The sequence below is a fragment of the Pantoea sp. 18059 genome, assembly GCF_902706165.1.
GTDB lineage: Bacteria > Pseudomonadota > Gammaproteobacteria > Enterobacterales > Enterobacteriaceae > Pantoea > Pantoea agglomerans.
Window position 1 is genome coordinate 194,810 of record NZ_CACSJS010000001.1, and the last position, 24,262, is coordinate 219,071.

General features: G+C 55.4%; 27 protein-coding genes and 4 tRNA genes. 16 read left to right on the top strand and 15 right to left on the bottom strand.

Translation table 11 applies throughout. The features are described 5' to 3' along the window. Window positions 1-3: 3 nt before the first annotated feature. Window positions 4-603, bottom strand: coding sequence for an NAD(P)H:quinone oxidoreductase (gene wrbA / locus GVJ63_RS00880; RefSeq protein WP_022625914.1), 600 nt, complete (start codon window positions 601-603; stop codon window positions 4-6). A 300-nt stretch (window positions 604-903) separates the two neighbouring features. On the opposite strand from wrbA, the gene GVJ63_RS00885 reads away from it, so the two are divergent. Continuing rightward, window positions 904-1,077 carry a general stress protein gene (locus GVJ63_RS00885; protein WP_010246636.1) on the top strand — a complete coding sequence of 58 codons (174 nt, stop codon included), beginning with the start codon at window positions 904-906 and terminating at the stop codon, window positions 1,075-1,077. A 96-nt stretch (window positions 1,078-1,173) separates the two neighbouring features. Beyond that, window positions 1,174-2,088, top strand: a complete 915-nt coding sequence (locus GVJ63_RS00890; RefSeq protein ID WP_124889835.1) for a DMT family transporter — start codon at window positions 1,174-1,176, stop codon at window positions 2,086-2,088. Window positions 2,089-2,092: 4 nt separating this feature from the next. Here the strand turns inward: GVJ63_RS00890 and rutG are convergent, their stop codons facing one another. The 6 genes from rutG to rutA are packed head-to-tail and all read right to left on the bottom strand — an operon-like array spanning window position 2,093 to window position 7,032. After that, window positions 2,093-3,421 carry a pyrimidine utilization transport protein G gene (rutG, locus tag GVJ63_RS00895; RefSeq protein ID WP_010669797.1) on the bottom strand — a complete coding sequence of 443 codons (1,329 nt, stop codon included), beginning with the start codon at window positions 3,419-3,421 and terminating at the stop codon, window positions 2,093-2,095. 46 nt (window positions 3,422-3,467) lie between these two features. Beyond that, a complete protein-coding gene (gene rutF, locus GVJ63_RS00900; protein ID WP_029518970.1) occupies window positions 3,468-3,983 on the bottom strand; it encodes an NADH-dependent FMN reductase RutF in 516 nt (171 codons plus the stop codon). Between the two features lie 19 nt (window positions 3,984-4,002). Next, complete coding sequence (gene rutD, locus GVJ63_RS00905; RefSeq protein WP_159226296.1) at window positions 4,003-4,812, bottom strand: pyrimidine utilization protein D; 810 nt, start codon at window positions 4,810-4,812, stop codon at window positions 4,003-4,005. Then, entirely contained in the window at window positions 4,812-5,207 is a 396-nt protein-coding gene (rutC, locus tag GVJ63_RS00910) for a pyrimidine utilization protein C (RefSeq protein WP_033766884.1), read from the bottom strand. The genes rutD and rutC overlap by 1 nt, the downstream gene beginning before the upstream one ends. Window positions 5,208-5,227: 20 nt before the next feature. Further along, complete coding sequence (rutB, locus tag GVJ63_RS00915; protein WP_010246624.1) at window positions 5,228-5,941, bottom strand: pyrimidine utilization protein B; 714 nt, start codon at window positions 5,939-5,941, stop codon at window positions 5,228-5,230. Beyond that, on the bottom strand, window positions 5,941-7,032 hold the full coding sequence (rutA, locus tag GVJ63_RS00920) for a pyrimidine utilization protein A (RefSeq protein WP_010669800.1): 1,092 nt from the start codon (window positions 7,030-7,032) through the stop codon (window positions 5,941-5,943). The genes rutB and rutA overlap by 1 nt, the downstream gene beginning before the upstream one ends. 306 nt (window positions 7,033-7,338) lie before the next feature. On the opposite strand from rutA, the gene rutR reads away from it, so the two are divergent. Both rutR and GVJ63_RS00930 read left to right on the top strand, forming a co-directional pair. Next, window positions 7,339-7,974 carry an HTH-type transcriptional regulator RutR gene (gene rutR / locus GVJ63_RS00925; RefSeq protein WP_003849991.1) on the top strand — a complete coding sequence of 212 codons (636 nt, stop codon included), beginning with the start codon at window positions 7,339-7,341 and terminating at the stop codon, window positions 7,972-7,974. Between the two features lie 38 nt (window positions 7,975-8,012). Continuing rightward, a complete protein-coding gene (locus GVJ63_RS00930) occupies window positions 8,013-8,987 on the top strand; it encodes a metal-dependent hydrolase (protein WP_159226297.1) in 975 nt (324 codons plus the stop codon). 47 nt (window positions 8,988-9,034) lie between these two features. Here the strand turns inward: GVJ63_RS00930 and cycA are convergent, their stop codons facing one another. Then, a complete protein-coding gene (cycA, locus tag GVJ63_RS00935; RefSeq protein WP_022625909.1) occupies window positions 9,035-10,429 on the bottom strand; it encodes a D-serine/D-alanine/glycine transporter in 1,395 nt (464 codons plus the stop codon). Between the two features lie 286 nt (window positions 10,430-10,715). Between cycA and GVJ63_RS00940 the strand changes: the two genes are divergently transcribed. From GVJ63_RS00940 to GVJ63_RS00950, 3 genes are all read left to right on the top strand, one after another. Continuing rightward, the gene (locus tag GVJ63_RS00940; RefSeq protein WP_010669801.1) at window positions 10,716-11,411 is read left to right on the top strand and encodes an extensin family protein; all 696 of its coding nucleotides are present in this window, start codon (window positions 10,716-10,718) and stop codon (window positions 11,409-11,411) included. Window positions 11,412-12,582: 1,171 nt separating this feature from the next. Continuing rightward, complete coding sequence (sdiA, locus tag GVJ63_RS00945; RefSeq protein WP_124889838.1) at window positions 12,583-13,305, top strand: transcriptional regulator SdiA; 723 nt, start codon at window positions 12,583-12,585, stop codon at window positions 13,303-13,305. A 122-nt stretch (window positions 13,306-13,427) separates the two neighbouring features. After that, on the top strand, window positions 13,428-14,039 hold the full coding sequence (locus GVJ63_RS00950) for an acyl-homoserine-lactone synthase (RefSeq protein ID WP_029518973.1): 612 nt from the start codon (window positions 13,428-13,430) through the stop codon (window positions 14,037-14,039). A gap of 35 nt (window positions 14,040-14,074) precedes the next feature. Here GVJ63_RS00950 and GVJ63_RS00955 read toward each other — a convergent pair whose 3' ends face one another. Continuing rightward, window positions 14,075-14,299 (bottom strand): DUF2594 family protein, encoded by a 225-nt coding sequence (locus GVJ63_RS00955; RefSeq protein ID WP_003849983.1) that lies wholly within the window; start codon window positions 14,297-14,299, stop codon window positions 14,075-14,077. 432 nt (window positions 14,300-14,731) lie between these two features. On the opposite strand from GVJ63_RS00955, the gene uvrY reads away from it, so the two are divergent. The 6 genes from uvrY (at window position 14,732) to GVJ63_RS00985 (ending at window position 18,271) form a co-directional block, all read left to right on the top strand. Next, the gene (gene uvrY / locus GVJ63_RS00960) at window positions 14,732-15,391 is read left to right on the top strand and encodes a UvrY/SirA/GacA family response regulator transcription factor (RefSeq protein WP_010246608.1); all 660 of its coding nucleotides are present in this window, start codon (window positions 14,732-14,734) and stop codon (window positions 15,389-15,391) included. Continuing rightward, a complete protein-coding gene (uvrC, locus tag GVJ63_RS00965) occupies window positions 15,384-17,216 on the top strand; it encodes an excinuclease ABC subunit UvrC (protein WP_022625905.1) in 1,833 nt (610 codons plus the stop codon). The genes uvrY and uvrC overlap by 8 nt, the downstream gene beginning before the upstream one ends. A 69-nt stretch (window positions 17,217-17,285) precedes the next feature. Continuing rightward, window positions 17,286-17,834, top strand: coding sequence for a CDP-diacylglycerol--glycerol-3-phosphate 3-phosphatidyltransferase (gene pgsA, locus GVJ63_RS00970; protein WP_010246604.1), 549 nt, complete (start codon window positions 17,286-17,288; stop codon window positions 17,832-17,834). A gap of 150 nt (window positions 17,835-17,984) precedes the next feature. Then, window positions 17,985-18,060: transfer RNA gene (locus tag GVJ63_RS00975), tRNA-Gly, on the top strand. Between the two features lie 40 nt (window positions 18,061-18,100). After that, window positions 18,101-18,174 (top strand) — tRNA-Cys (locus tag GVJ63_RS00980). Window positions 18,175-18,184: 10 nt separating this feature from the next. Then, window positions 18,185-18,271 (top strand) — tRNA-Leu (locus GVJ63_RS00985). 147 nt (window positions 18,272-18,418) lie between these two features. Here the strand turns inward: GVJ63_RS00985 and GVJ63_RS00990 are convergent. Further along, window positions 18,419-18,655, bottom strand: coding sequence for a hypothetical protein (locus tag GVJ63_RS00990; RefSeq protein WP_010246484.1), 237 nt, complete (start codon window positions 18,653-18,655; stop codon window positions 18,419-18,421). 235 nt (window positions 18,656-18,890) lie between these two features. Here GVJ63_RS00990 and GVJ63_RS00995 point away from each other — a divergent pair. Together GVJ63_RS00995 and GVJ63_RS01000 are read left to right on the top strand one after the other, a co-directional pair. Beyond that, a tRNA-OTHER gene (locus tag GVJ63_RS00995) sits at window positions 18,891-18,963 on the top strand. 179 nt (window positions 18,964-19,142) lie between these two features. Continuing rightward, on the top strand, window positions 19,143-19,994 hold the full coding sequence (locus GVJ63_RS01000; protein WP_159226604.1) for a substrate-binding domain-containing protein: 852 nt from the start codon (window positions 19,143-19,145) through the stop codon (window positions 19,992-19,994). A gap of 31 nt (window positions 19,995-20,025) precedes the next feature. Here GVJ63_RS01000 and GVJ63_RS22150 read toward each other — a convergent pair whose 3' ends face one another. Next, window positions 20,026-20,193, bottom strand: a complete 168-nt coding sequence (locus tag GVJ63_RS22150; RefSeq protein WP_010246480.1) for a hypothetical protein — start codon at window positions 20,191-20,193, stop codon at window positions 20,026-20,028. 192 nt (window positions 20,194-20,385) lie between these two features. Here GVJ63_RS22150 and GVJ63_RS01005 point away from each other — a divergent pair, with 192 nt between their 5' ends. Continuing rightward, window positions 20,386-20,586: a DUF6404 family protein gene (locus GVJ63_RS01005; protein WP_159226298.1), complete on the top strand. Its 201-nt coding sequence runs from the start codon at window positions 20,386-20,388 to the stop codon at window positions 20,584-20,586. A 34-nt stretch (window positions 20,587-20,620) separates the two neighbouring features. Here the strand turns inward: GVJ63_RS01005 and GVJ63_RS01010 are convergent, their stop codons facing one another. From GVJ63_RS01010 to GVJ63_RS01025, 4 genes are all read right to left on the bottom strand, one after another. Then, on the bottom strand, window positions 20,621-22,126 hold the full coding sequence (locus tag GVJ63_RS01010) for a SulP family inorganic anion transporter (RefSeq protein WP_010246475.1): 1,506 nt from the start codon (window positions 22,124-22,126) through the stop codon (window positions 20,621-20,623). 139 nt (window positions 22,127-22,265) lie between these two features. Next, a complete protein-coding gene (locus GVJ63_RS01015; RefSeq protein WP_010246474.1) occupies window positions 22,266-22,526 on the bottom strand; it encodes a biofilm/acid-resistance regulator YmgB/AriR in 261 nt (86 codons plus the stop codon). 391 nt (window positions 22,527-22,917) lie between these two features. Further along, window positions 22,918-23,325: a DUF2000 domain-containing protein gene (locus GVJ63_RS01020; RefSeq protein ID WP_010669809.1), complete on the bottom strand. Its 408-nt coding sequence runs from the start codon at window positions 23,323-23,325 to the stop codon at window positions 22,918-22,920. Between the two features lie 41 nt (window positions 23,326-23,366). Further along, a complete protein-coding gene (locus GVJ63_RS01025) occupies window positions 23,367-24,215 on the bottom strand; it encodes an AraC family transcriptional regulator (protein ID WP_033779445.1) in 849 nt (282 codons plus the stop codon). Between the last annotated feature and the right edge of the window lie 47 nt (window positions 24,216-24,262).

Below are 24,262 nucleotides of genomic sequence, written 5' to 3' on the forward strand. Positions count from 1 at the left end.
AAATCAGTCCTGCAGTTTGACGGTCAGTCCGGCAACATGTTCGCCCTGAAAACGGGCGATATTCAGTTCCGCTTCGGTAGGCTGACGCGAACCATCGCCGCCCGCCAGGGTGGTGGCTCCATAAGGCGTTCCACCGCGAACCTGTGAAATATCGAACAACTCTTTGGTTCCGTAGCCGATTGGCACAATCACCATGCCGTGATGCGCCAGGGTGGTCCAGACAGACGTGATGGTCTGTTCCTGACCGCCGCCGGTGCCGGTTGAGGTAAAGACGCTGGCAACCTTGCCAAACAGCGCGCCTGACGCCCAGAGTCCGCCGGTGCGATCCCAGAATGTCCGCATCTGTCCGGCCATGTTGCCGAAGCGGGTCGGGGTACCGACGATAATCGCGTCATAGTGCGGCAGCACCTCAGGCGTGGCTTCTGCTGCCTGCTGATCGGTTTTGCCACCCACCTGTGCAAAGCGATCGGCCTCCATTGTTTCTGGTACCCGCAGGATATCCACTTCCGCGCCGGGAACCCGACGAGCGCCTTCTGCAACCGCGTTCGCCATTGTTTCAATATGTCCGTACATCGAGTAGTAGAGCACCAGAATCTTAGCCATTGATCTCTCCAGGTGGTTTTGACGTCCAGAAAAAGTATAGAAGAGCTTTCGTTTTACGCAGGCGATGCCGAAGACGAAGCGGAGGAGTCGGGCAATAAATCAGCAGCTAATCGGTTGTAAGTCGGCAGAGTGTTCGTTGTTTAGCCAAATTTCTGGTGATTACTCTGTTGCTAAATGTGACTGGCGGACGAGTGAAAGGATAATCTGGCTATTATTTAAACATGGGCTGAGCTCGGGTTTCGGGCCGTCAGCCCTCTGTTTTTAATTCTTAATTATCGCACTACGCGACAGGAGCAAATCATGACAACACATCGTGGGGGTTCTGGAAATTTTGCTGAAAACCGTGAACGTGCCGCAGAAGCGGGACGTAAAGGGGGAAAAAACAGCGGCGGTAATTTTAAAAACGATCCGCAGCGCGCCGCGCGTGCCGGGGAGAAAGGGGGACGCAGCAGTCCTAAAAAACCGGACGCATAACCCCACACTGCCGCCGGTTGAGACCGGCGGTTAACGTCGTTGCTTTTCCCCCTCGCTCTCCCCACAATATTGTCCGGACACATTATCAGGTGAATTATGTCGGACACACTCCGCGGTTTAACCCTGCGCCTGACGCGGCAGGAGCTGGTATTACTTTTCATAACCATGATCTGGGGCGGCACCTTTCTGGTGGTGCATCGTGCGATGCAGCACTCCGGCCCGTTTTTCTTTGTCGGCCTGCGTTTTGCCACCGCCGCGCTGCTGCTGGCGCTCTTTTTCCGCCGTTATCTGGCAGGCATGACCTGGCTGGAGGTGAAAGCGGGGGCGCTGATTGGCCTGTCGATCGCCGGGGGCTATGGTCTTCAGACGTGGGGAATGCAGACCATCTCCAGCAGTCAGTCCGCCTTTCTTACCGCGCTCTATGTCCCTGTCGTGCCGTTGCTGCAATGGCTGTTTCTGCGCCGTCCGCCGGGATTGATGTCGTGGCTGGGGATTGTACTGGCGTTTACCGGCCTGCTGCTGGTGGCCGGGCCGCAGGATGGTCGCATCACTCTGAATGCGGGTGAAATAGCGACGCTGATCAGTACTCTGGCGATCGCTGCCGAAATCATCTTAATCAGCCGCTATGCCGGTAAGGTCGATGTGCGCCGTGTGACCCTGATCCAGCTGGCGGTGGCGTCGCTGTGCGCCTTTGGTCTGATGATCCCCAATGGGGAAACGGTGCCTGCCATCTCAACGCCGCTGCTGCTCAGCGCGCTGGGGCTGGGTGCGGCCAGCGCCCTGATTCAGGTCACCATGAACTGGGCGCAACGCAGCGTTTCGCCGACCCGCGCCACGGTGATTTATGCCGGGGAACCGGTCTGGGCCGGCGTCGTGGGGCGTATTGCGGGTGAGCGCCTGCCTGCGCTGGCGTTGCTGGGCGGCGCGCTGATCGTCTGCGGGGTGATCGTCAGTGAGCTGCGGCTGAAACGAAATAAAGCGGTGCAGCCTGCTGCCACACCGCTGGAGTAGGTCGTTAACCCTGCTGTCGCGCCAGTGGCTTGTCCTGCTTTGCCGCACTGCGTCGGCGCAGAATCGCATTGAGGATAATCGCGCCAAAGGTGGCGGTACCGATACCCCCCAGCGTGAAAGAACCGATTTTCAGCGCGAAATCACCGGCACCGAGCACCAGTGTGGTCGCCACCATGATCAGGTTACTGTTCTGGCCTAAATCAACATGGTTCTGTACCCAGATGCGGGCACCCGCTACCGCAATCAGCCCGAACACCACAATGGATGCGCCGCCAATCACCGGTGCCGGAATAGTGTGGATCAGCGCACCAAACTTCGGCGAGAAACCGGCGAGGATGGCGATGACCGCCGCGGCGACAAACGCCAGCGTAGAGTAGACTTTGGTCACCGCCATCACCCCGATATTTTCGGCATAGGTGGTGACGCCACTGCCGCCGATCGAGCCGGAGAGCATGGTGGCCAGGCCATCGCCAACAAAAGCGCGTCCCATGTAAGGATCGAGATTGCGTCCGGTCATACCCGCCACCGCTTTCAGATGCCCGAGGTTTTCAGCCACCAGAATGATCGCCACCGGGGCGATAAGCACCATCGCCTGCAGATCAAAGGTGGGTGCAGTGGTGTGCGGCAGACCAAACCAGGCAGCCTGTGACAGCAGGGTAAAATCGACCGGCTTACCCAGCCCCAGACCGTTGGTCAGCAGCGCATAGATCGCCCAGGCCAGAATCAGGCCGACCAGAATCAGCAGTCGCTGAATCATCCCGTGGGTAAATACCGCTACCAGACCAATGCAGAGTACGGTCATTACCGCAACCCAGCTGTCGAACGACGAGGCGGAGACGCTGTGAACCGCAATCGGGGCCAGATTCAGCCCGATAGCCATCACCACTGCACCGGTCACGACCGGCGGCATCAGATTTTCAATCCAGCGCGTGCCGGACTTCATCACCACCAGACCAATCAGCGTGTAGAGCAGGCCGCAGGCGATCACGCCGCCCAGCGCCACGCTGAGATTGGGATTCAGCCCCTGACCGCTGAAGCCGGTTACCGCAATGACCACGCCGACAAAGGCAGCGCTCGACCCGAGATAGCTGGGCACCCGACCGCCGGTGATAAAGAAGAACAGCAGCGTGCCTATACCCGAGACCAGAATGGCCAGATTGGGATCCAGCCCCATCAGCAGGGGCATCAGCACCGTTGCGCCAAACATCGCCACCGCGTGCTGTAAACCCAGCACCAGCGTCTGCCCCAGAGGCAGGGTCTCATCCGGGGCGATAATACCGTTTTCTGTTAATGCCGACTTCTTTTGCCATTGCGGAAACCAGGATCGTGCCATCGTCTACTCCAGAGCGTTATGAATGCCGGTGGGATTCAGGGAAGCGTTAACAGGCATCCTGCCGCAACAGGGGATGGTATCCCCGGTCAAACCACGCCAGACCGTGGGTGTCATCATTGCGCACTAATCCCACGACTTCGCAGAACAGCGTGTCATGCGTACCGACGCTGACAATCTGAGTAATGCGGCAGTCAAAGGACGCGACGGCGCCGCTCAGCACCGGCGAGCCGGTCACGGCCGTTGACCACTCAGCGGCAATAAAACGATCAGCCATTGGCGTTTTGCCGCCGAACAGATTGGAGAGCGTTTCATGGCCCGCCGCCAGCGTATTGACGCAGAGCTGCATGTTTTCGCGGAACACCGGGTAAACCGAGGCAGAGCGGTTAAGGCAGACCAGCAGCGTCGGCGGCGAATCCGTGACGCTGCACACCGCCGAGGCCGTAAAGCCTGCGCGTCCGGCCGGGCCTTCAGTGGTGATGATGTTGACCGCAGCACCCAGCCGCGACATCGCATTACGAAACTCAGTTTTCTCAACGGCAGGGGTAAGGGTATCCAGGCTCATCGTGTTCTCCGCGAAAAAGTTATCCGACGACGCGCTGCAGCGGCTGCACGTCATCAGTCTGATCCAGCCACTGCAGCAGCAGGGCATTAAAGTTTTCGGGGACGGTGACGCTCATGGCGTGGCCGCCCCAGGCCATCATCTGTTCAGTCGCATTGGGCAGGGCCGCGGCCAGCTCAGTTGAGCAGCTCCACGGCACCAGCAGATCGTCCTGGCTGGCAATCACCAGCACCGGTTGTGGAATGGCAGCAGCCCGCGCGCTAAAGTCGGCGCTCATCAGGGCGTGCAGCCGGCGCATCAGATTTTCCATCCCCTGAAAATGTGCGACGTGATGGCTATCTTCCTGATCCAGCCGTGTCTGATGCTGTGCCATCCACTCCGCAGGATAGAGAAACAGCGGCTGAGCGCGGACAAATGCCTCGACGCCGACGTTGAGCAGCAGGTCCTGACGTACCTGAAAGCAACGACGGGTATGGGGATGCAGCGTCAGCCAGCCATTGATCACCGCGATCCGTTCGATCCGATCCGGATAATCCAGCGCCAGCTGCATCCCCATCAGACCGCCCAGCGCGTGCCCGATCAGGCTGAAGCGCAGGATGCCGTGCTGCGCCAGCGCGGCGGCCAGTTCTGACGCCATCATCGCCATGCTGTAGCCTTCCGGCAGGCTGTCAGCGCTGCGACCGGTGCCGCGCTGGTCATAGGTCACCACCCGATAGCGTGCCGTTAGCGCGGCCAGCTGCGGCTGCCAGAAACCCGCCACGCCGCCCAGACCGGATGAGAGCACCAGTGTCGGTGCATCGGGATTTTGCAGACCCAGAATATCCAGCTGCATCAGACCTCCGCTTTGCCGATGTGCGCCACGCTGGCGATCTCAATCAGCGCATCAGGCTTGACCAGACCGCACTGAATACAGAAGCGCGCCGGTTTTTCGCCGGGAAAGAACTCGGCATAAACCTGATTCACCGCGGCGTAGTTCGACCAGTCGGTGATAAAAATCGAATTAAACGTCACATCGGTCATGCTGCCACCGGCGGTCTCAATCACCTTTTTAATGGTTTCCAGCACGTGGCGGGTCTGCGCTGCGGCATCACCCACATGCACCACGTTGTTGTCAGCATCAAACGGCAGCGTACCCGAGACATAGACCACACCATCCGCCAGCGTGCCGGGAACGAACGGGGCGATGGGGGTGGTGGTGCCTGGCGGAACAATAATACTTTTCGGCATAGCGTCGTCCTTATCGTGGATTAGCGGGCATTCAGGCTTTCGCAGAAGGTATCGACATCCGATACCCAGCCAAAAAAGGTTTCGATATTGAACAGGGCTGCCTGCTGAGCAAAGGGCGGGCCGGCCTGATAAGTGGCGTCTTCCAGCACCACGCCGAAGTACTCCAGAAAGAAGCCGTCGCGCAGCGTCGATTCAACGCAGACGTTGGTGGCGATGCCGGTAAACATCAGATGACGGATCCCGCGGCTGCGCAGCATGCTGTCGAGCGGGGTGTTATAGAAGCCGCTGTAACGCGATTTCGGCAGCACGATGTCACCGGGCTGTGGCACCAGTTCATCGACCAGCGCGTAATCCCAGCCGCCTTTCGACAGCAGCGACCCCTGCAGTTCAGGCCGTTTACGCATGGTTTTCAGGGCATTCGATTTGTGGAAATTGGGGGAACCGGCGTCGCCCGCTTCTACATAGTCACTGTCCCAGCCGTTCTGGAACCAGATGATCTGAACGCCTGCCGCACGGGCCGCCGTCACCGCCTGATGGATTTTCGCAATCACCGGCTTGGTGGCGGAAACATCGAAGCCCGCCAGATCGAGATAGCCGCCTTCAGTGGCGTAGGCGTTCTGCATATCCACGACAATCAGCGCGGTCTGGCCAGGCGGAAAGGCGATCGGCTCTGGCCGCGCCGGCAGTTCAACCTGGGGAACATCCGGCGTGTGAGCACAATAAACGGTAGCCATCATGCCACCTCCTGCTGTGCGTCGAGCAGGGCGCTGCGACAGGCCATCAGCGGCTGAATGTGCTGCCCGAAGTTCTCGATACCCTGCAGGAAGTCATCAAACGTCAGCAGCACGCCGTGGGTGCCTTCGACCTGCGCAACCTCATCCAGCATCCGCGCCACGCTGGCATACGACCCCACCAGGGTGCCCATATTGATATTGACTGCCGAGGTCGGATCCGCCATCTGGCGCACATTGGTGTCGCTGCCCGATTTGGTGTCCTGCTGACTCTGAGTGGTGAGCCAGGAGAGCGCCTCTTCATCCGCACCGGCTTTGTAGTGTTCCCACTTCGCCCGCGCTTCTTCGTCCGTTTCAGCAGCGATGATCATAAACAGCACATAGGAGCCGACATCGCGGCCCGCTTTTTCAGCGGCCTGCTTCATGCGAATCGAGGTAGAGCTGAACGCGGCAGGCGTGTTAACACCTTTACCAAAGCAGAAGTTGTAATCGGCGTGCTGAGCAGAGAAGGCCATACCGGCATCGCTCTGTCCGGCGCAGATCACCTTCATCGGGCGCTGCGGTTGCGGACTCACCCGGCAGTCGTTCATGGTGAAGAACTCACCTTTAAAGTCCGATTTTCCGGTGCCCCACAGGTCGCGCAGCACGGTAACGTATTCGGTCAGATAAGCGTAGCGGCTGCTGAAGTACTCATCGCCAGGCCACATTCCCATCTGTTCATATTCCGGTTTCTGCCAGCCGGTCACCAGGTTGACGCCAAAGCGACCGCCTGAAATGGAATCGATGGTGGACGCCATGCGCGCCACAATCGCCGGAGGCAGCGTCAGGGTGGCGGCGGTGGCGTAGATCTCAATGCGTGATGTCACGGCGGCCAGGCCTGCCATCAGGGTGAACGATTCGAGATTATGATCCCAGAACTCGGTTTTTCCGCCGAAGCCGCGCAGTTTGATCATCGAGAGCGCAAAATCGAAATGGTAATGCTCTGCTTTCAGCACGATCGCTTTGTTCAGTTCAAAGGTCGGCATGTACTGCGGCGCATTGGACGAAATCAGCCAGCCATTGTTACCAATCGGAATAAAGACGCCTATCTTCATGTGAAACCTCGTTGCGATGGGGGAAAGGTGTTTCACGCGCTGCACTGCATCCTGCATCGTCCATGTGGGCCGCGCTCAGTCACAATTCTGCAAACTGTGTGCCACTTTTTTTATTCTTTTAGATAACAGTGAGTTAAAATTAACCCGAAAGAGGTAAGTGGAGTAACTGGTCCATTTCAGACCGTCTGGTCAAAATTCGCTGCACGTTTTCCATGCAGGCTGAGCAAAAAAGGTGCAGAGCGCGGATTGGGCAGCGATGAATCCCTTTGCTATGATGCGCTGACACCAGAAGGATGAGGTAAACGTGTGAATACCGATGAAAAAAAGCCAACGCGACGTTCGCGTGCGGTCGCAGCGAAGCGGGCCGCCATACTGGAAGCGGCATTAACCTTCTTCTCACAGTTTGGCATTCACGGCACCAGCCTCGATAAGGTGGCCGAGCTGGCCGATGTCTCTAAAACCAATCTGCTCTACTATTTTCCCTCTAAAGAAGTGCTGTATGTGGCAGTGCTTAAGCAGATTCTGGATGTCTGGCTGGCACCGTTGCGCGCGCTGGCGCACGATCAGGATCCATTGGTCGCGATTCGTCGCTACATCCGGCTGAAGCTGGAAGTGTCGCGCGATCATCCTCAGGCTTCCCGGCTCTTCTGTCTGGAGATGTTGCAGGGTGCTCCGCTTCTGAAAGGAGAGCTGGCAGGCGATCTTAAGCAGCTGGTGGATGACAAAGCGGCAATTATTGAACGCTGGATTGATGAAGGACGTCTGGCGGGCGTACAGCCGCAGCATCTGATCTTTATGCTGTGGGCCACCACGCAGCATTACGCCGATTTTGCCACTCAGGTTGAGGCCGTTACCGGCCAGACGCTGAGCGATCCGGCGTTTTTCGATCAGGCTGTTGATAATGTGCAGCGCATGATCATCGAAGGGATTCGCGTACGCTAATTCAGGATACATCCACGGTTCAGGTACGGAGTTAATCAATGGATTCTGTTTCGCAACTGGTGCTGGGTGCCTCAGTCAGTGTCGCAGTGATGGGACGTCGGGTACCGGTCTGGCAGGCCGCGCTGGTGGGCGGCGTCTGCGGCACCTTACCCGATCTTGATGTCTTTCTTGATCATGGCGATGCGATACGCAACATGACCCTGCATCGCACGGAAACGCATGCGCTGCTCTGGCTCACGCTGCTCTCGCCACTGATTGCATGGCTGGTGGCAGGTCTGTTTCGTCAGCGGGTGAAGTGGGCAGCATGGTGGCCTGCCATCTGGCTGGCGCTGATTACCCATCCGCTGCTCGATTTGATGACGGTGTATGGCACCCAGCTTGGCCTGCCGATCACCGATTATCCTTATGCCATCGGCAGTATCTACATCGTCGATCCACTCTATACCCTGCCGCTGCTGGCAGGCCTGGGCGTCGCGCTCTGGCGGCGCAGTGATAAAGGGCTACGGGGAAACCGGCTCGGGCTGATGCTGAGTACCCTTTATCTGGTCTGGAGCGTGGTGATTCAGGGCGTCGCAGGCTGGCAGATCAGAGCGTCGCTGGCGGAGCAGGGTATTCCGGACAATAAAGTGCTGGTGACGCCCACGGCCTTTAATACGCTGGTATGGCGCAGCGTGATTATGACGCCGGATCGCTATGGCGAAGTTTACTGGTCGCTGTTGTCGCCCTCACGGCCACTGCAGGTGGCGTGGTATCCGCGTCATCCTGAACTGTTCGACGCCTTTCGGGGCAGCTGGTATGCAGAACGTGTCGCCTGGTTCAGCCACGGCTTCTACGCGCTGCGTGAGCAGGACGGTCAGACGACGATTGCCGACCTGCGCATGGGCGAAGGCGATAAGTATACCTTCACCTTTGGTCTGGGCACGCCTCAGCAGCCCGATCCCCGGCCGCAGCGCTTACCTAATGTACGCCCCTCTTTATCCGCCATTTTCTCTGCGCTGGGCGATCGCCTGTAAAAAAAAAGCCCGGTCATCTGACCGGGCTTTGTTCATGATATTACCGATTAGCGGCTACGACGATTACGCAGCATCCAGCCGACACCCAGCAGGGCAAACCAGAGTGGCGTAACCATCAGCGCCTGGCGCGTATCTTCCTGCAGCGTCAGCAGCACCAGCACAAATGCGAAGAATGCCATGCAGACCCAGCACATGAATTTGCCCAGCGGCATCTTAAATGCCGACTCCGCATGGCGCTGCGGATGCTTTTTACGGTAGGCCAGATAGCTGCACAGAATGATGGTCCAGACGAACATAAACAGAATGGCCGAGACGGTGGTCACCAGCGTGAAGACCTTCATTACATCCGGGATCAGGTAGATCAACGCCACACCAATCAGCAGGCACAGGCAGGAGAAAAACAGGCCGGTAGTCGGCACCGCACGGGCAGAGAGTCGGCCAAAGGCGCGGCTGGCCACACCCTGCTGCGACAGGCCATAGAGCATACGGCTGGTGGAGAAGATGCCGCTGTTGGCTGAGGAGGCGGCAGAAGTCAGCACCACAAAGTTAACGATACTCGCAGCCGCAGGCAGACCAATCAGAACGAACATCTCAACAAACGGACTGCGATCGGCCATCACCTGGGTCCAGGGCGTTACCGCCATAATCACCATCAGCGCCAGCACGTAAAACATAATGACCCGCAACGGAATCGCATTAATCGCGCGCGGTAACACTTTATGCGGATTGTGGGTTTCAGCCGCTGCCGTGCCCACCAGTTCAATGCCGACAAAGGCAAACACCGCAATCTGGAAGCCGGCAAAGAAGCCGCTGAGGCCTTTCGGGAACATGCCGCCGTGATCCCAGATGTTGCTGAGTGACGCTGTGCCGCCGCCCGGTGAGGGGTAGTGAATCGATACCAGCACAATCCCGGTTACGATCAGTGCCACAATGGCGACGATTTTAATGATCGCAAACCAGAACTCCATCTCGCCAAACAGCTTGACGGTGGCAATATTGAGCGCCAGAAAAACCACCACGCAAAGCAGGGCGCTCATCCAGATCGAGAAGCCCGGAAACCAGAGCTGGAAATAGGCGCTGATTGCCACCACGTCGGCAATGCCAGTTACCACCCAACAGAACCAGTAGGTCCAGCCGGTAAAGTAGCCGGCCCACGGGCCAAGCAGATCAGCGGCAAAATCGCTAAAGGATTTGTACTCAAGGTTGGAGAGCAGCAGCTCCCCCATGGCGCGCATCACAAAGAACAGCATAAAACCGATGATCATATAGACGAAAATGATCGAGGGGCCAGCCAGGCTGATGGTTTTACCGGAACCCATAAACAGGCCGGTACCGATAGCGCCACCAATGGCGATCAGCTGGATGTGACGATTGTGCAGATTGCGCTGGAGTTTATCGGGCGTTTCGTGGGTGCTTGCGGTTTCTTTAGATTGATCAACCATAGAATTGTCTTTCCTGTCGTGATGTTGTGTTCAGCTCTGCTGGCTGTTAGTCAAGGCGTCTGCCTGAGGGCAAGTCGGCATAAGATAGAGGAAGAGAGCCGGAATCGGGTAACGCTTTTTTACCAATTGTGATGCCTGCCGCCCCGGAAGCGGCAATAAAGCGCGATTTTGTTCAAACCTTCGTCAGCCTGGGTAATTATTCATCACGTTATGTCAGTCAGGCGGCGTGAAAGGCGATGGGCTTCTACACTTTTTGTTTGCTAATCATCATGCTGCGAGAGGGACTATGCGCACGCTTATCCTGTTTTTGCTATTGCTTGCGCTGGGATGGGTCAGCTTACCTTGGCTTAAGCAGCATCTGCCGCCGCAGTTTAATCCCTTTACGCCACTCTCTGTTACCGATCCGCCGGGCTGGATGACGCAGATTAAGATGAAAAGGCTGGCCAGCGATCCTGACGCATGTCTGGCGGTGATGCGACGCGCTCAACAGGCGGGCTGGGTCAGCTTCAGCGAGCGTCCGGACGTCACGGGTCACTGTCCGCTCAGTCATCCGCTGCGGGTTCAGAAATTTGGCCCGGTCAGCCTCAGCAGCAGCTTTCTGGCCAGCTGTCCTATGGCCGTCGCCAGCACCATGTATGCTCTGCGCAGTCGTGAACAGACCGCCAGAGAGATGCACAGTCCACTGGTACGAATTACCCATGTCGGCAGTTACGCCTGCCGTAATATTTATCATCGTGCTCAGGGGCGGCTCAGTGAACATGCCACCGCCGATGCCTGGGATGTGACAGGCTTTCAGCTGGCTGATGGCCAGCGGCTTGAGGTCAGTCGTCACTGGCAACAGCCGGAAGAAAAAGCGGCAATGCTTCATACGCTGTGGCGTGGCGGCTGTGAGGTATTCGGCAATGCGCTGGGGCCGGACTATAACGCCGCTCACGCCTCACATTTTCATCTGGGTATGCGTGGTGCAGGCTACTGCCGATAAATCATCAGACAGGATTAATACCGTGTTTGATTAAGAAATGTTCTTATGGTGCCAGTAAAACCCATCCAGTTATCATTGCTGAACCTGATCCCTTACTGAAATAGTCTGACAACAGGTCAGGATGCTCCTAAAAAAACCGATTTCAGGGCCATTTGTAAGAATAAAACGATGCCTGCGGGATAAAACTCTTGCGCAAATTCTCAGCGTCATTTGCTCAGCGCCTGCTGGCGGCATGATGAAATTATTTCATGATTGCGCTGGCAGAAATAAGGGAAAGGTATCGCATAAATAAAAAAGTGCGTGATTAAGAAAAGAACGGATTTTACCTGCAAATTTATTTTCAGATGATTTAGTTGCGTGACTATCGGTAAAGTGATTTAACTGATTAAAATAGAGTCAGTGCTGAGCATTACGCCGTAAATAGTGATCTCCGCCACGTATTGCGGCCAGGTAGCAGATTAAGTAAAGGTGACTATTACGGACGTGCTGTCCTGGGTCAGGTACCCGCAGTCAGATAAGTGGATAAACCACAGCAGGATATGAATCGACTGGCACAGAGCACGGTCGGGCAGGGGAGAGCAGAAAAGGTTTATTAAACAGCACATCGTTACGCTTACAGGGCTGCCACTGAAAACCGGGACAGGTCTGTAACCTGCAAGCGCGTGGCGCGGGCAGCAAGCCGGTTAGCTGCCTCAGCAGACGCCACAGGGGCTGCGGGGACGTCTGACGAAGCCTGTCCTGATGGCTGCAATGAGAGAGCCGGTCTTATTTCCTGATAAAAAATATGTCAGAAATTTGCCACTGCCGCTTCGCTTATAATGGAGTAATTAACGCCTTGTTTACTCGTTATTTACCCAACAATCAGCATCGCGATTCAATATTTTCAGCAGACTTTTCAAGTCTGAGAAAAAATTGCACTGGAGGTCAGGGATTGAAATCCCATCAGAAAAATCTTATTCTTCTGGGGTGATTGAAATTGCTGTGATCGGCCTCACCTTGTAAAGGCAGGAACACTTTTTCACTCCGCTCCAACGGTGAAAGGTTAAATGCGCTGTAGATCGGGACAGGTTCGTCCTGCACGATAAATTAATTTTCTTCTGCAAATTTATTTTATCCGATGAATCTGAATGAATATTACCGGAAGGGCGAGTGAAATTAACGCTGAGGCAATATGAGTACTGAAAATTATTTCGCTTGGCGAGCTGAGGCGAAAGAACAATTTCAGGCATTAACGGTTTCTTCTGAATTGAAGCCGTTATTGCAACAATTTATTGAATCATTAGGCTTCGATTATTTTGCCTTTTTGATTCAGCACCCGGTGCCTTTTACCCGACCGCGTATTCATTTACATAGCACCTATCCCAAACTATGGGTTAAACGCTATGAGAAGCAGAATTATTACGCTGTCGATCCGGTGCTCAGGTTGTGTCAGCGACCGGGCAGAGGCATGGCGTGGACGGAGGAACTGTTCGCTGACGCCGGCAATTTGTGGCATGAGGCGAGAGAATATGGGCTGCAGAGCGGATTTTCTTGCTCTGCAATGGCACCAAATCGCGTCATTGGTATATTATCTATATCGTCGCAACAGCCCATTTCTGTCCAGCTCTGCCATGCTGAGCTGGAGGTGAAACTACACCTTTTAGCGGAACTAAGTCTGGATACGCTGGAACGCTTTAGCGATGATGCAATGATGGTACTAAAAAAAGAGTTTAGTCAGCGCGAGCTGGAAATTTTGAAATGGACAGCCGAAGGAAAAACGGCGGTCGAAATTTCACTTATTTTATCCATCTCTGAACATACCGTTAACTTTCACCAAAAAAATATGCAAAAGCGTTTCAATGTTTCCAATAAAACGCAGATTGCCTGCTATGCAGCGGCAATCGGACTGATCTGAACATTAAGCAACGGCTACATTTAGCTGTTCCTTTGCACAGGTCTGTTGTCTATTCTGCGCCGGGACTTTGCCAGGCTGGCGCAAAGAAATCATTGCAAACATGGGGATGTCAGAGGCGCATGATGAAAATAGTGCAAACGCAATTAAAGGATATGCCATCCTCTTTGCTTGCCGAACTCGGCAGCTACCGATACAGCGTCTTTGCGCGCGGCGAAGGGTGGTCAATTCCGCCACGTCTGAGCACGCCAGGACAGGAATATGATCGCTACGATCGTTCAGATGTCACCTGGCTGATCGCATGGAATGCGCGGGAGGGCATCAGCGGCTGTGCGCGTCTGATGCCCTGGTTCGAACCTGAACTGAGTGAAGGCATCGTACTGCCTTTCAGCCATGAGAAAGTGTGGGAAATGTCGCGCTTCTCGGCACGGCTGGATGTGGACGCTGAACTGCCACTGAATATTCTCTGGCACGCCGTGCAGCTGGCAGAATTGAACGGTATGGAATACATCATCAGTTCGGCAACGCCGATGCTGGAGAAGATGTTTGAAGAGCATCAGGTGGTGTATGAGCCGCTGACGCCGGGACTTATTCTGTCAGAAGATAATCTGTTTGCGATCCGTATTCCGGTGGTTCAGCCAGCGCTGGCTGAAAAGTATCGGGGAACGCGGCGCTTTAGTCCGGAAGAGGTGCTGCCTACGCTGGGCGTTTCGGTTAACTGGCAGGCGCACAGTTAATTAATTTGCCCCCGCGGCTGTGGGGGCAAGCAAGCTTACTGACGGTAGGCTGTTTTGATCTGCTTAATGGTATTGCTGAATACTTCCGCCTGAGGCTTGTCGCCCAGCGTCTGTACATAGCGTTCCATGTTGATAATCACTTTGCCGGCATCAGCCTGGCCCATACCTTTCAGGATCAGGGTGATCATCATCTTCAGACCCGCGATTTCATCCGCTAATTTCCGGGCTTCCTGCGAAGTTGCAAAATCTTCATCGCTCATGCGTTTCTCCTTGGTGAATGACAATGTGTCGGCAATCTGTCCGAACAGCAGTGCGTGAGTATATCACAGGGTCAGTAAGTTGCTGGAGCAGCCGGTTCGCTTCGCTATAAACAGCTGGTTTGTCCAGTACAACTAATCAATCGCTGAAAGTAATTACAGGTGTTGCCGGGCCAGATATCACAAGGGCCTGCAGCGATAAGGCACAGCAAAGTCTGGTGTTAATACCATGAAATAGTAAGAGTTTAAGGATTATTCAGTACGCCTGTCGGTTGTAAGAAATCTCTGTTATTGCTGGCTGCACGGGGCTGGAAATCGTTATGCGAAGCGTCGACTGTTTTGCTTTGTTGATGTGCTTTTGAGGTAAAAGCGGGTATGATTATCGCCTGTATTCGTTAATTGATTCCTCTTTTTTTAGCCTCTGGAGTTTCCCCGTTGATCAGTGTGCTTCTTGTTGATGACCATGAACTTGTCCGTGCCGGAATCCGTCGCATCCTGGAGGATGTCAAAGGTCTGGCCGTGGTCGGAGAGGTCAACTGTGGCGAGGATGCCGCTAAGTGGTGCCGTGCCAATCAGGTTGATGTGATCCTCATGGATATGAACATGCCGGGCATCGGTGGACTGGAGGCGACGCGGAAAATCGTGCGTTACAATCCCGATATCAAAATCATCATGCTGACCATTCACACGGAAAATCCGCTGCCTGCGAAAGTGATGCAGGCGGGGGCTGCAGGCTACCTCAGTAAAGGGGCTGCGCCGCAGGAGGTGATCAATGCGATTCGCTCGGTCAATGCCGGACAGCGCTACATCGCTTCAGATATCGCCCAGCAGATGGCGCTGAGCCAGATTGAGCCACAAAAAGCGGAATCCCCCTTCAGCTGTTTGTCGGAAAGGGAATTGCAGATTATGCTGATGATCACCCGTGGACAAAAGGTGACGGAAATTTCCGAGCAGTTAAATCTCAGTCCTAAAACCGTTAACAGTTACCGCTACCGGATGTTCAGCAAGCTGAATATCAGTGGCGACGTAGAGTTAACGCATCTGGCCATTCGACATGGCCTCTATAATGCGGAGCCGTTAATCAGTAGTGAATGACGTTTTTGATTCCAAAGCCTTTCTGAGTACGGTAACCAGCAAGCCCGGTGTTTACCGCATGTATGACGCCTCAGGCACCGTCATCTATGTGGGCAAAGCCAAAGACCTGAAGAAGCGTCTGACCAGCTACTTCCGCACTCAGGTCGGCAGCCGCAAAACCGAAGCGCTGGTTAGTAATATCCAGCACATCGATGTCACCGTAACCCACACCGAAACCGAAGCGCTGCTGCTTGAGCATAACTACATCAAGCTCTACCAGCCGCGCTACAACGTGCTGCTGCGCGACGATAAATCTTACCCCTACATCTTTCTTAGCAGCGATACTCATCCGCGACTGGCGATGCACCGTGGTGCAAAGCATGCCAAAGGCGAATACTTTGGCCCGTTCCCCAACGGCTATGCGGTGCGTGAAACGCTGGGACTGCTGCAAAAAGTTTTCCCTATCCGCCAGTGCGAAAACAGTGTCTACCGCAATCGCTCCCGGCCCTGTCTGCAATATCAGATTGGCCGCTGTCTGGGTCCCTGTGTCGCGGGACTGGTCAGTGAGGAGGAGTATGCACAGCAGACCGATTACGTGCGCCTGTTCCTGGCGGGTAAAGACGATCAGGTTCTTAACCAGCTGGTCAAACGGATGGAAGAGGCGAGCATGGGCCTGCGCTTTGAAGAGGCGGCACGCCTGCGCGATCAGATTCAGGCTGTGCGACGTATCACCGAAAAGCAGTTTGTCTCGAATCAGGGCGATGACCTTGATGTGATGGGTGTGGCTTATGAAGCGGGCATGGCCTGTCTCCACGTGCTGTTTATCCGTCAGGGCAAAGTGTTAGGCAGCCGCAGCTACTTCCCGAAAGTGCCCGTCGATACCGATCTGGCTGAGGTCGTTCAGACCTTTGTCGGGCAGTTCTACCTGCAGGGTAGCGAGGCACGTACGCTGCCTGGCGATATTCTGCTGGACTTTACCTTGCCAGAGCGTGAACTGCTGGCAGAGTCCCTCAGTGAGCTGGCCGGGCGTCGGGTGAGTATTCAGAGCAAGCCGCGCGGGGATCGCGCCCGTTATCTCAAACTGGCGCGCACCAACGCCGCGACGGCGTTAACCACGCGTCTGTCACAGCACTCCACAATTCATCAGCGGCTGATGGCGCTGGCGGAGTTTCTTGAGCTGGACAAAATTAAACGCATGGAGTGTTTCGATATCAGTCATACCATGGGTGAGCAGACCATCGCCTCCTGCGTGGTGTTCGACCAGAATGGTCCGCTGCGTGCCGATTATCGTCGCTACAACATCAGCGGCATTACGCCGGGTGATGACTACGCCGCCATGAATCAGGTGTTACGCCGCCGTTATGGTAAAGCGATTGAAGAAGATAAGATCCCGGATGTAATTCTGATCGATGGCGGTAAGGGCCAGCTGTCTCAGGCGAAGCAGGTCTTCGCGGAACTGGATGTGCCCTGGGACAAAAGCCGGCCGATTTTACTCGGCGTAGCGAAAGGCAGCGATCGTAAAGCCGGACTGGAGACGCTGTTCTTTGAAGCGGAAGGTGAGGGCGTTTCGCTGCCACCCGATGCGCCAGCGCTGCATGTGATCCAGCATATTCGTGATGACGCTCACAATCATGCCATTTCAGGCCACCGTAAAAAACGGGCCAAAGTAAAGAACACCAGCGCACTGGAAAGCATCGAAGGGGTGGGGCCGAAACGGCGTCAGCAACTGCTTAAGTACATGGGGGGCCTGCAACCGCTGATGAACGCGTCGGTGGAGGAGATCGCCAATGTACCCGGTATCTCACATGCTCTGGCAGAAAAAATATACTACTCGTTGAAACACTAGCATTGAAACGGGGGGGGCAATGTAGGAACATAGGCTAAATTCTACCTATATCCAGACAGTTACCGGCATATGCAATTAAACATCCCGACGTGTCTCACCCTGTTTCGAGTCGTGCTCATCCCGTTCTTTGTGCTGGCTTTCTATCTGCCGTTCACCTGGGCGCCGCTGGCGACTGCACTGATTTTTGTTTTTGCTGCCATCACCGACTGGTTTGATGGCTTTCTGGCGCGCCGCTGGAAGCAGACAACACGCTTTGGTGCGTTTCTCGATCCGGTAGCGGATAAAGTGATGGTGGCCATTGCGCTGGTGCTGGTGGCGGAATATTTCCACGCCTGGTGGATTACGCTGCCCGCCGCCACCATGATTGCACGCGAGATCATTATCTCTGCGCTGCGTGAATGGATGGCGGAGATTGGTAAACGCAGCAGCGTGTCGGTTTCCTGGATTGGTAAAGTGAAAACCACTGCCCAGATGTTCTCACTGTTTGCCTTGCTTTGGCGTCCTGATGCTACCGTCGTGGCGATTGGTGTGGTGGCGTTATACATTGCTGCCGTGCTGACTTTCTGGTCTATGTTCCAGTATTTAAGCGCCGCGCGCGGCGATCTGCTCGAACCGTGATCGATACGATTTAAAAAGCAGCAAACGGACGCGCTGTGAGGATAATTTTATTGACTCATTGCGTCATCTAAGTAGAATGCATCGCATCGAACGGCAGCCAGGCTGCCAGAAGATAAATAAAATCAGCAGGTTCGACGAAATTGCTGAATTGCGGGAATAGCTCAGTTGGTAGAGCACGACCTTGCCAAGGTCGGGGTCGCGAGTTCGAGTCTCGTTTCCCGCTCCAGATTCGCAGGTCAGGTTAACCTGACGGCACATCAGTTTAAGGCGCGTTGGCAGAGTGGCTATGCAGCGGATTGCAAATCCGTGTACCTCGGTTCGACTCCGGGACGCGCCTCCAGTTACACCCTGCCCGGGTGGTGAAATCGGTAGACACAAGGGATTTAAAATCCCTCGGCTGTAAGGCTGTGCGGGTTCAAGTCCCGCCCCGGGCACCATATTTCTGCCGAAGAAAATCTAATAGAATAAAAGCAATATGCAGTAATGTCGTAACCGCCCAAGGGCGGTTTTTTTGTGCCTGCTATCTGGCGGATATGGCGACTGCAACCTCCGTTTAGCGGTATAAGCCGGCATCAAAGCCGGCATCAGCCCCTGGAGCTGAATACCAGCTCATCATCAGTGTCACTCACCAGCACCATCCGTTGCGCCTCACCACTGGAAGAGACAAAGGTCACTTCATGGCCGATGCTGATATCATCAAAGGCCTCAGTCGGCTGTGACTGCTTCCGGATCTCCAGTACCATGCGCGAGGGGTAGGGTTTATCATTAACCGTATCAATATGATAATTGGCGGTAAAATTCAGTTCGGGTTGATCAACCACGTAAAATTGTCCTGACGGCATAGTCTTGACCTCTGCAAAATGTTGGCCATAAGTCCCGGTCGGAACAGGCTGCCTGAAACTTAAGGTTAGCTGAATAATCAATGCCTACAGGCAGCAGCACCTCTTTTTTGATTTCATACGACGGTTGCAAAAATACCTGCCGCTTGCGCTTGCCTGGTCAGAAAGTCGTACTACGCTTCTTGTTCACATAGCGCGGCTTTTCCAGGCACGCCATTCGGGCATGGTATAAAGGTATTACTGCAACTCTTAACGGGTTGACGATGCGGGTTCAACTCCTGCTGCCCGGTCCCTCTCCTGCATCTACGTTAACGCCAGCCTTATCCCTTTTGGGTTTCTGCCGATCTATTCCAATTACATCCGATTTCACTCATTTTTGCGGCCTGTGTCGAACTCTGTAACCTGTTGAAACGTTGTGGTTTACCGTATTGTGGTGGCTATTGTTTGCCGTCGCAGAGAATTAATGCCAATGATTACACCTTCCACACCTGACTTAACTGAACCGGCGGTCCCTCCGGTTATCGGTGTTGTCGCCAGTCAGTTGCTCAATCCGTATCAACAAAAAATGCTGGACGAAGTGATGCGCCAGCTTAACGCGCGCGGTGTTATCTCGGTGCTACTGAGTGCCGAAACCGACGTCACACTGACCGCACTCATCCGGCAGGCTACACTACTCGGGCTGCGTGGTTTGCTGTTACTCCCCGGTAACCGCGTTACTGATGCCTGCAATTTGCCAGTGCTTCAGATTGACGCTGAGCCTGAACTGCAGGCGGATGCACTGCGGGCGGGTGAGGTGACAGCGGAATTATTGCTTAAACAAGGGCATCAGCGGTTTGGCTTTATGCAGGCTCAGCCAGGCGAACTGGCGCAAAAACAGGGCTATCGCGCCTCTCTGCTGGCGTCGGGCACGGCGTTGAACGCCGAACTGACTGTGGGCAGTGATGATCGTGACTGCGCTTATCAGGCGATGATGTCTTACCTGAAAAAGACACGTGCTGCTGAGCGTATCCAGGCACTCTTCTGTGAAAGCGATCTGATGGCCTTTGGTGCAATGCAGGCGATTCGGGATTTTGGTCAGGGTATCCATCTGGCAGTGGCAGGTTTTGGCGATAGTGAAGAAGCCCGCAGCTCAACCTGGCATCTTACCAGCTGGTCACCTGACATCCGGCAGATCGCTGGCCGCGCGCTGGATCGCTGGCTGGGACAGCAGGCAGGCAACAGCAGTGCTGAAGAGCAGGGGCAATTACAGCGGCGTCACTCTCACGCAGGCAAAGTGCTGCCGGGTGAGATGTCAGCCTGCGGCTGCGCCTTCCGGCATTAACCAGCCCGCAACGCAGGCTGGCAGAATAATGTCAGGCCTGCGGTTGTCCTGCCGGGCCGCTGCCGCCGGGTGCGCCCACCGGCTGCTGCCCGCCAGGTGGTGGCGGTGGCGGGGCATCTCTGCCCGGTGGCGGCGGTGCACAGGCCGTAAGCGTGGCGAGGATAGCCAGTGTGGATAACAGATAAGCAGTACGTTTCATCGTAATTCCCCGATCAGGTAAGCGAACGTTGAGTATAGAGAATCGCAACAAAATCGCCCGGACAGGGCTAAATCATCAACACGCATGGCAAATTGTCGACGATTATTTGAGACGCCTCGCAACTCGTGCATGCTGACAATGCGTTTCAGGCCGGAGCGCGCTAAGGTAGCGCTTCATTTAAGAGGAGTCGTTATGAATGGCATGATGAAGTTCGTCCGCGGGTGGCTGGTGTTCTCTGTACTGTGGGGCGTATTCATGTGGTTTATGTCATGGCATCAGCAGGGCAAAGAGCCTGGTCTGGCGATTCTGACAAGTCTCTACGCCGGTTTAATCTACCAGGCGCTGATTGCGATGGTTGGACGCTACCGCGCGCGGCGGCAACAGGCTGAGTGATTTCTGCTGCCGGAGAGGCAGCAGAACTGGGTTTTTAGCCGAAATTACCGGTCAGGCGCTGATGGAAGTCCGTGCTGCGTGGGTCCAGCCCCTCAATCGTCACCTCTGCACCATAACGCTGATAGCGATACTCAATGCCATCCAGCGCCGCGACGCTGGACGCATCCCAGATTTGCGCATGCGTTAAATCGATAGTGATCTTTTTAGGGTCGTGGGCATAATCGAAATGCTCAAACAGATCGTTGCTGCTGGCGAAAAACAGCGGGCCGCGCACCACATAGCGCACCGACTCGCCATCTTCGCTCAGCTGACGCTCCGCATGAATAACGTGCGCAATACGGCGGGCAAACAGCAGCATAGCCAGGATTACCCCAGCCAGAACGCCCAGTGCCAGATTACCTGTCCAGACAGTCACCGCTACCGTCAGCACCATAATCAGCGTCTCTGACCACGGCATACGTTTCAGGGTAGCGGGTTGCAGGCTATGCCAGTTAACGGTTTTCACGGCCACCACCATCATAATCCCGGCCAGTACCACCATCGGGATTTGCGCCATAATCCGGCTCAGTCCGGTCACCAGTAACAGCAGCACCAGACCGGCGGCCACGGTGGAAACCCGGCTGCGCGCCCGGCCCAGTTCAACATTGACGATGGTCTGACCTATCATCGCGCACCCGGCGATACCACCATAAAAACCCGCCAGAATATTCGCCACGCCCAGGCCCCAGGATTCACGACGCTTACTGGAGGGGGTATCGGTCAGGTCATCGACCAGTTTGGCGGTCAGCAGCGACTCCATCAGCCCGACAAAGGCGATGCTCAGGGCCGTGGGCCAGATAATCTGCAGGGTCTGCAGGTTAAGTGGTACCAGCAGGCTGTTAAAACCGGGCAGACCGGGACTCATCGGCCCTTCATCGCCCACGTTCGGCATGCGATAGCCCATTAGCAGCGCGACGGCAGTTACTACCACAATGGCAACCAGCGGTGAAGGAACACTTTTTATCAGACGCGGCAACAACAGCACGATAGCCAGTGTGACGGCAAAGAAGATCCACACCAGTGATGACTGTCCCCAGACGTGCGGCACCTGAGCAAAGAAAATCAGCACCCCGAGCGCATTCACAAATCCCAGCATCACCGAACGGGGAATATAACGCATCATGCGCGCCAGACCGGCCACACCAAACAGAATCTGAATGACGCCGCCCATCACCACCGCAGGCAGAATATATTCAACGCCATGCAGATGGACCATCGGCCCGATAACCAGCGCCACTGAACCCGCAGCCGCTGTTACCATCGCAGGACGTCCGCCCAGTATCGACAGAGTCAGGCAGAGCACCACCGAGGCGACGAGGCTGACTTTAGGGTCTACACCGGCAATAACGGAAAAGGAGATCACTTCAGGGATCAGCGCCAGCGCGGTAATCACCCCGGCCAGGCATTCGCGGGTCAGCAGCGCAGGCGAACGCAGAACGCGCCCTACACTGATATCGCCCGCCACAACGTCGGTTGCGGCAATATCATTGGTTTGAGTCATAAAGGATTGCAGGCTCTTTAGTTATTTTGCTCCCGCGCGAGGGGCGGGAAGATCAGGATAAACAGTGAGGGGCAGATAGTACCGGGCGACTGGCGAAGATACCAGAAAAAGGCGGATGACTCCCTCCGTGGAGTCGATGCTACAGTGAAAAATCGTCCGGGGTTTTATGGACCACCAGTTCAAGCAGCTGTCGGTAGATATCCAGTAATTCCCTGTCGCTTTCCAGCTCCAGCCGATGAATAAGCTTTGAGATAATCGCTTTATTGTTCACTGGCATGCCTGACTGCAAAATTTCTGCAACCAGGATACCCAGCATCTCCATCTCGCTGGCGGGTTTATTGGCGGCAGGATTAAAATAATCAGCAATTTCCTGATTGGTCCGGGGAAGAATATATTGCATGTGTAAGCCCTTCAGAACAGCCCGATTCCGGTTCGGATGTCAGGACAAAAGCGATCAAAAAAAACCACCGCATGGACAGATGCGATGGTACCAGTGTCACAAATTGAACAGAAAAAATAACCTCTGAAGGTGGAAATCCACTGACACCTTCAGAGGCGACGCAAGTGCATCATTCGTTACAGAGTCGCATGACAACTCGTGGCAGTAAACTTATACAATGAAGCCCAATCTGTACAATCGGATTCTTTAACAAAGTGTGCTATTTGACACTTATCAGCAGCTTATAAGGACTATTCCGAAACGAAAGCTGTACAAGTAACCTGTACAAACGGCGGGGCCGAGGGGCGGGAAGGGAAAAACAGGAAGCCATGACCAGCTTCCCGCAAATAGATTAGCTGAATAGCGCCAGTTTTGCCGTCAGCTTTCGCAGGGCTTTTTTATCGCCGACGATGGCGACGCCCAGCAGGCGCCACTGCTGACGCGGTTGCTGTCGCAGGACGGCGCTCAGCGCCTGATAATCGGTAGTGGTCTGGCCCTCTTCCGGAAACAGCACCAGATCGTATTCAGCCTGTTCGCACTGTTCCCGCAATGCACTGAGCTGTTCATCAGTCGCGGCCAGCACCGGAATCCCGGTAGTGATCAAACCGGGAGAAGGGCGCCTGTCAGCATCCTCCAGGGTGTCGCCAACCAGCGCCGGATGTCGCTGTCCCAGGGTTAATGCCATCACGGCGGCAGCATTGGTGGCTTTGCCAGGCGGCAGAGCGGCATTGAGTATCATTACACAGCGTGGGTCTTGCATTGCGCTTCTCCTGACTAAAAAAACGCATTGTGGCAAGTGGCTTAACCCAGGTCTGGAAGATTTGTGCAGGCGTGCTGATAACGGGAAGGGGTAAGCTGGCAGGCGCGTTTGAACCAGCGGCCCAGGTGACTCTGATCGGCGAAACCCAGCGCGGCTGCCACATCGGCGACGGGCTGGCCCTGCGCCAGCTGACGACGCGCCTGGCTCAGCCGCCACTGCACCAGCCAGGCGTGGGGCGGCAAACCCCAGTGAGCCTGGAACAGACGCGATAACCGGAAGCGATCCACCTGCAGATGCTGCGCCATCTGCTCCAGACCGGGATTATCCGCATGATGGGCAATCAGCCAGTCACGCGACTGCAGTGCCAGCCGGGCATCTTTATCCGGGGGCTGAGCGGGCAGTGACCACTGCCGGTGCGGGATGAGCTGCCCAAACATCCGGTCCAGCGCCGCCTCTTTGATGATGTCGGGATGGTTGTGCCACAAGGCATCAAACGCATGCCAGACGGCATAAGCCAGTGGACGCTCGTCGCGCAGCGTGGCGGCAAAACGTAGCTCACGCAGTGAGGGTTTATCAGCCAGCATCGGAGCCAGGTGCTGCGCAATCTGCTGCGGCGAAAGATAGAGCATCCGGTAGGTAAAACCGCTTTCGTTGATGGCATCACCATCATGCAGCTCCTCCGGCTCCAGCATAAAGACCGTGCCTGGTCGGCTCTGATGCTGTTTGCGCCGTGAATGAAACTGCTGTACACCTTGCTCGGTCACGCCAATCAGATAACTGTCGTGCCAGTGAGGATCATAGGCGTGTCCGGTAAAATGGGCGCGTAGCGCCTCAATACCGCTGACGGCGTCACGGCGCAGATCGACCCAGTTTGCTGATGCCTGTTTCATGTTATCCGGCTCCCGGTTGCGGCCTCTGGACATTCTGCCGCGATCCA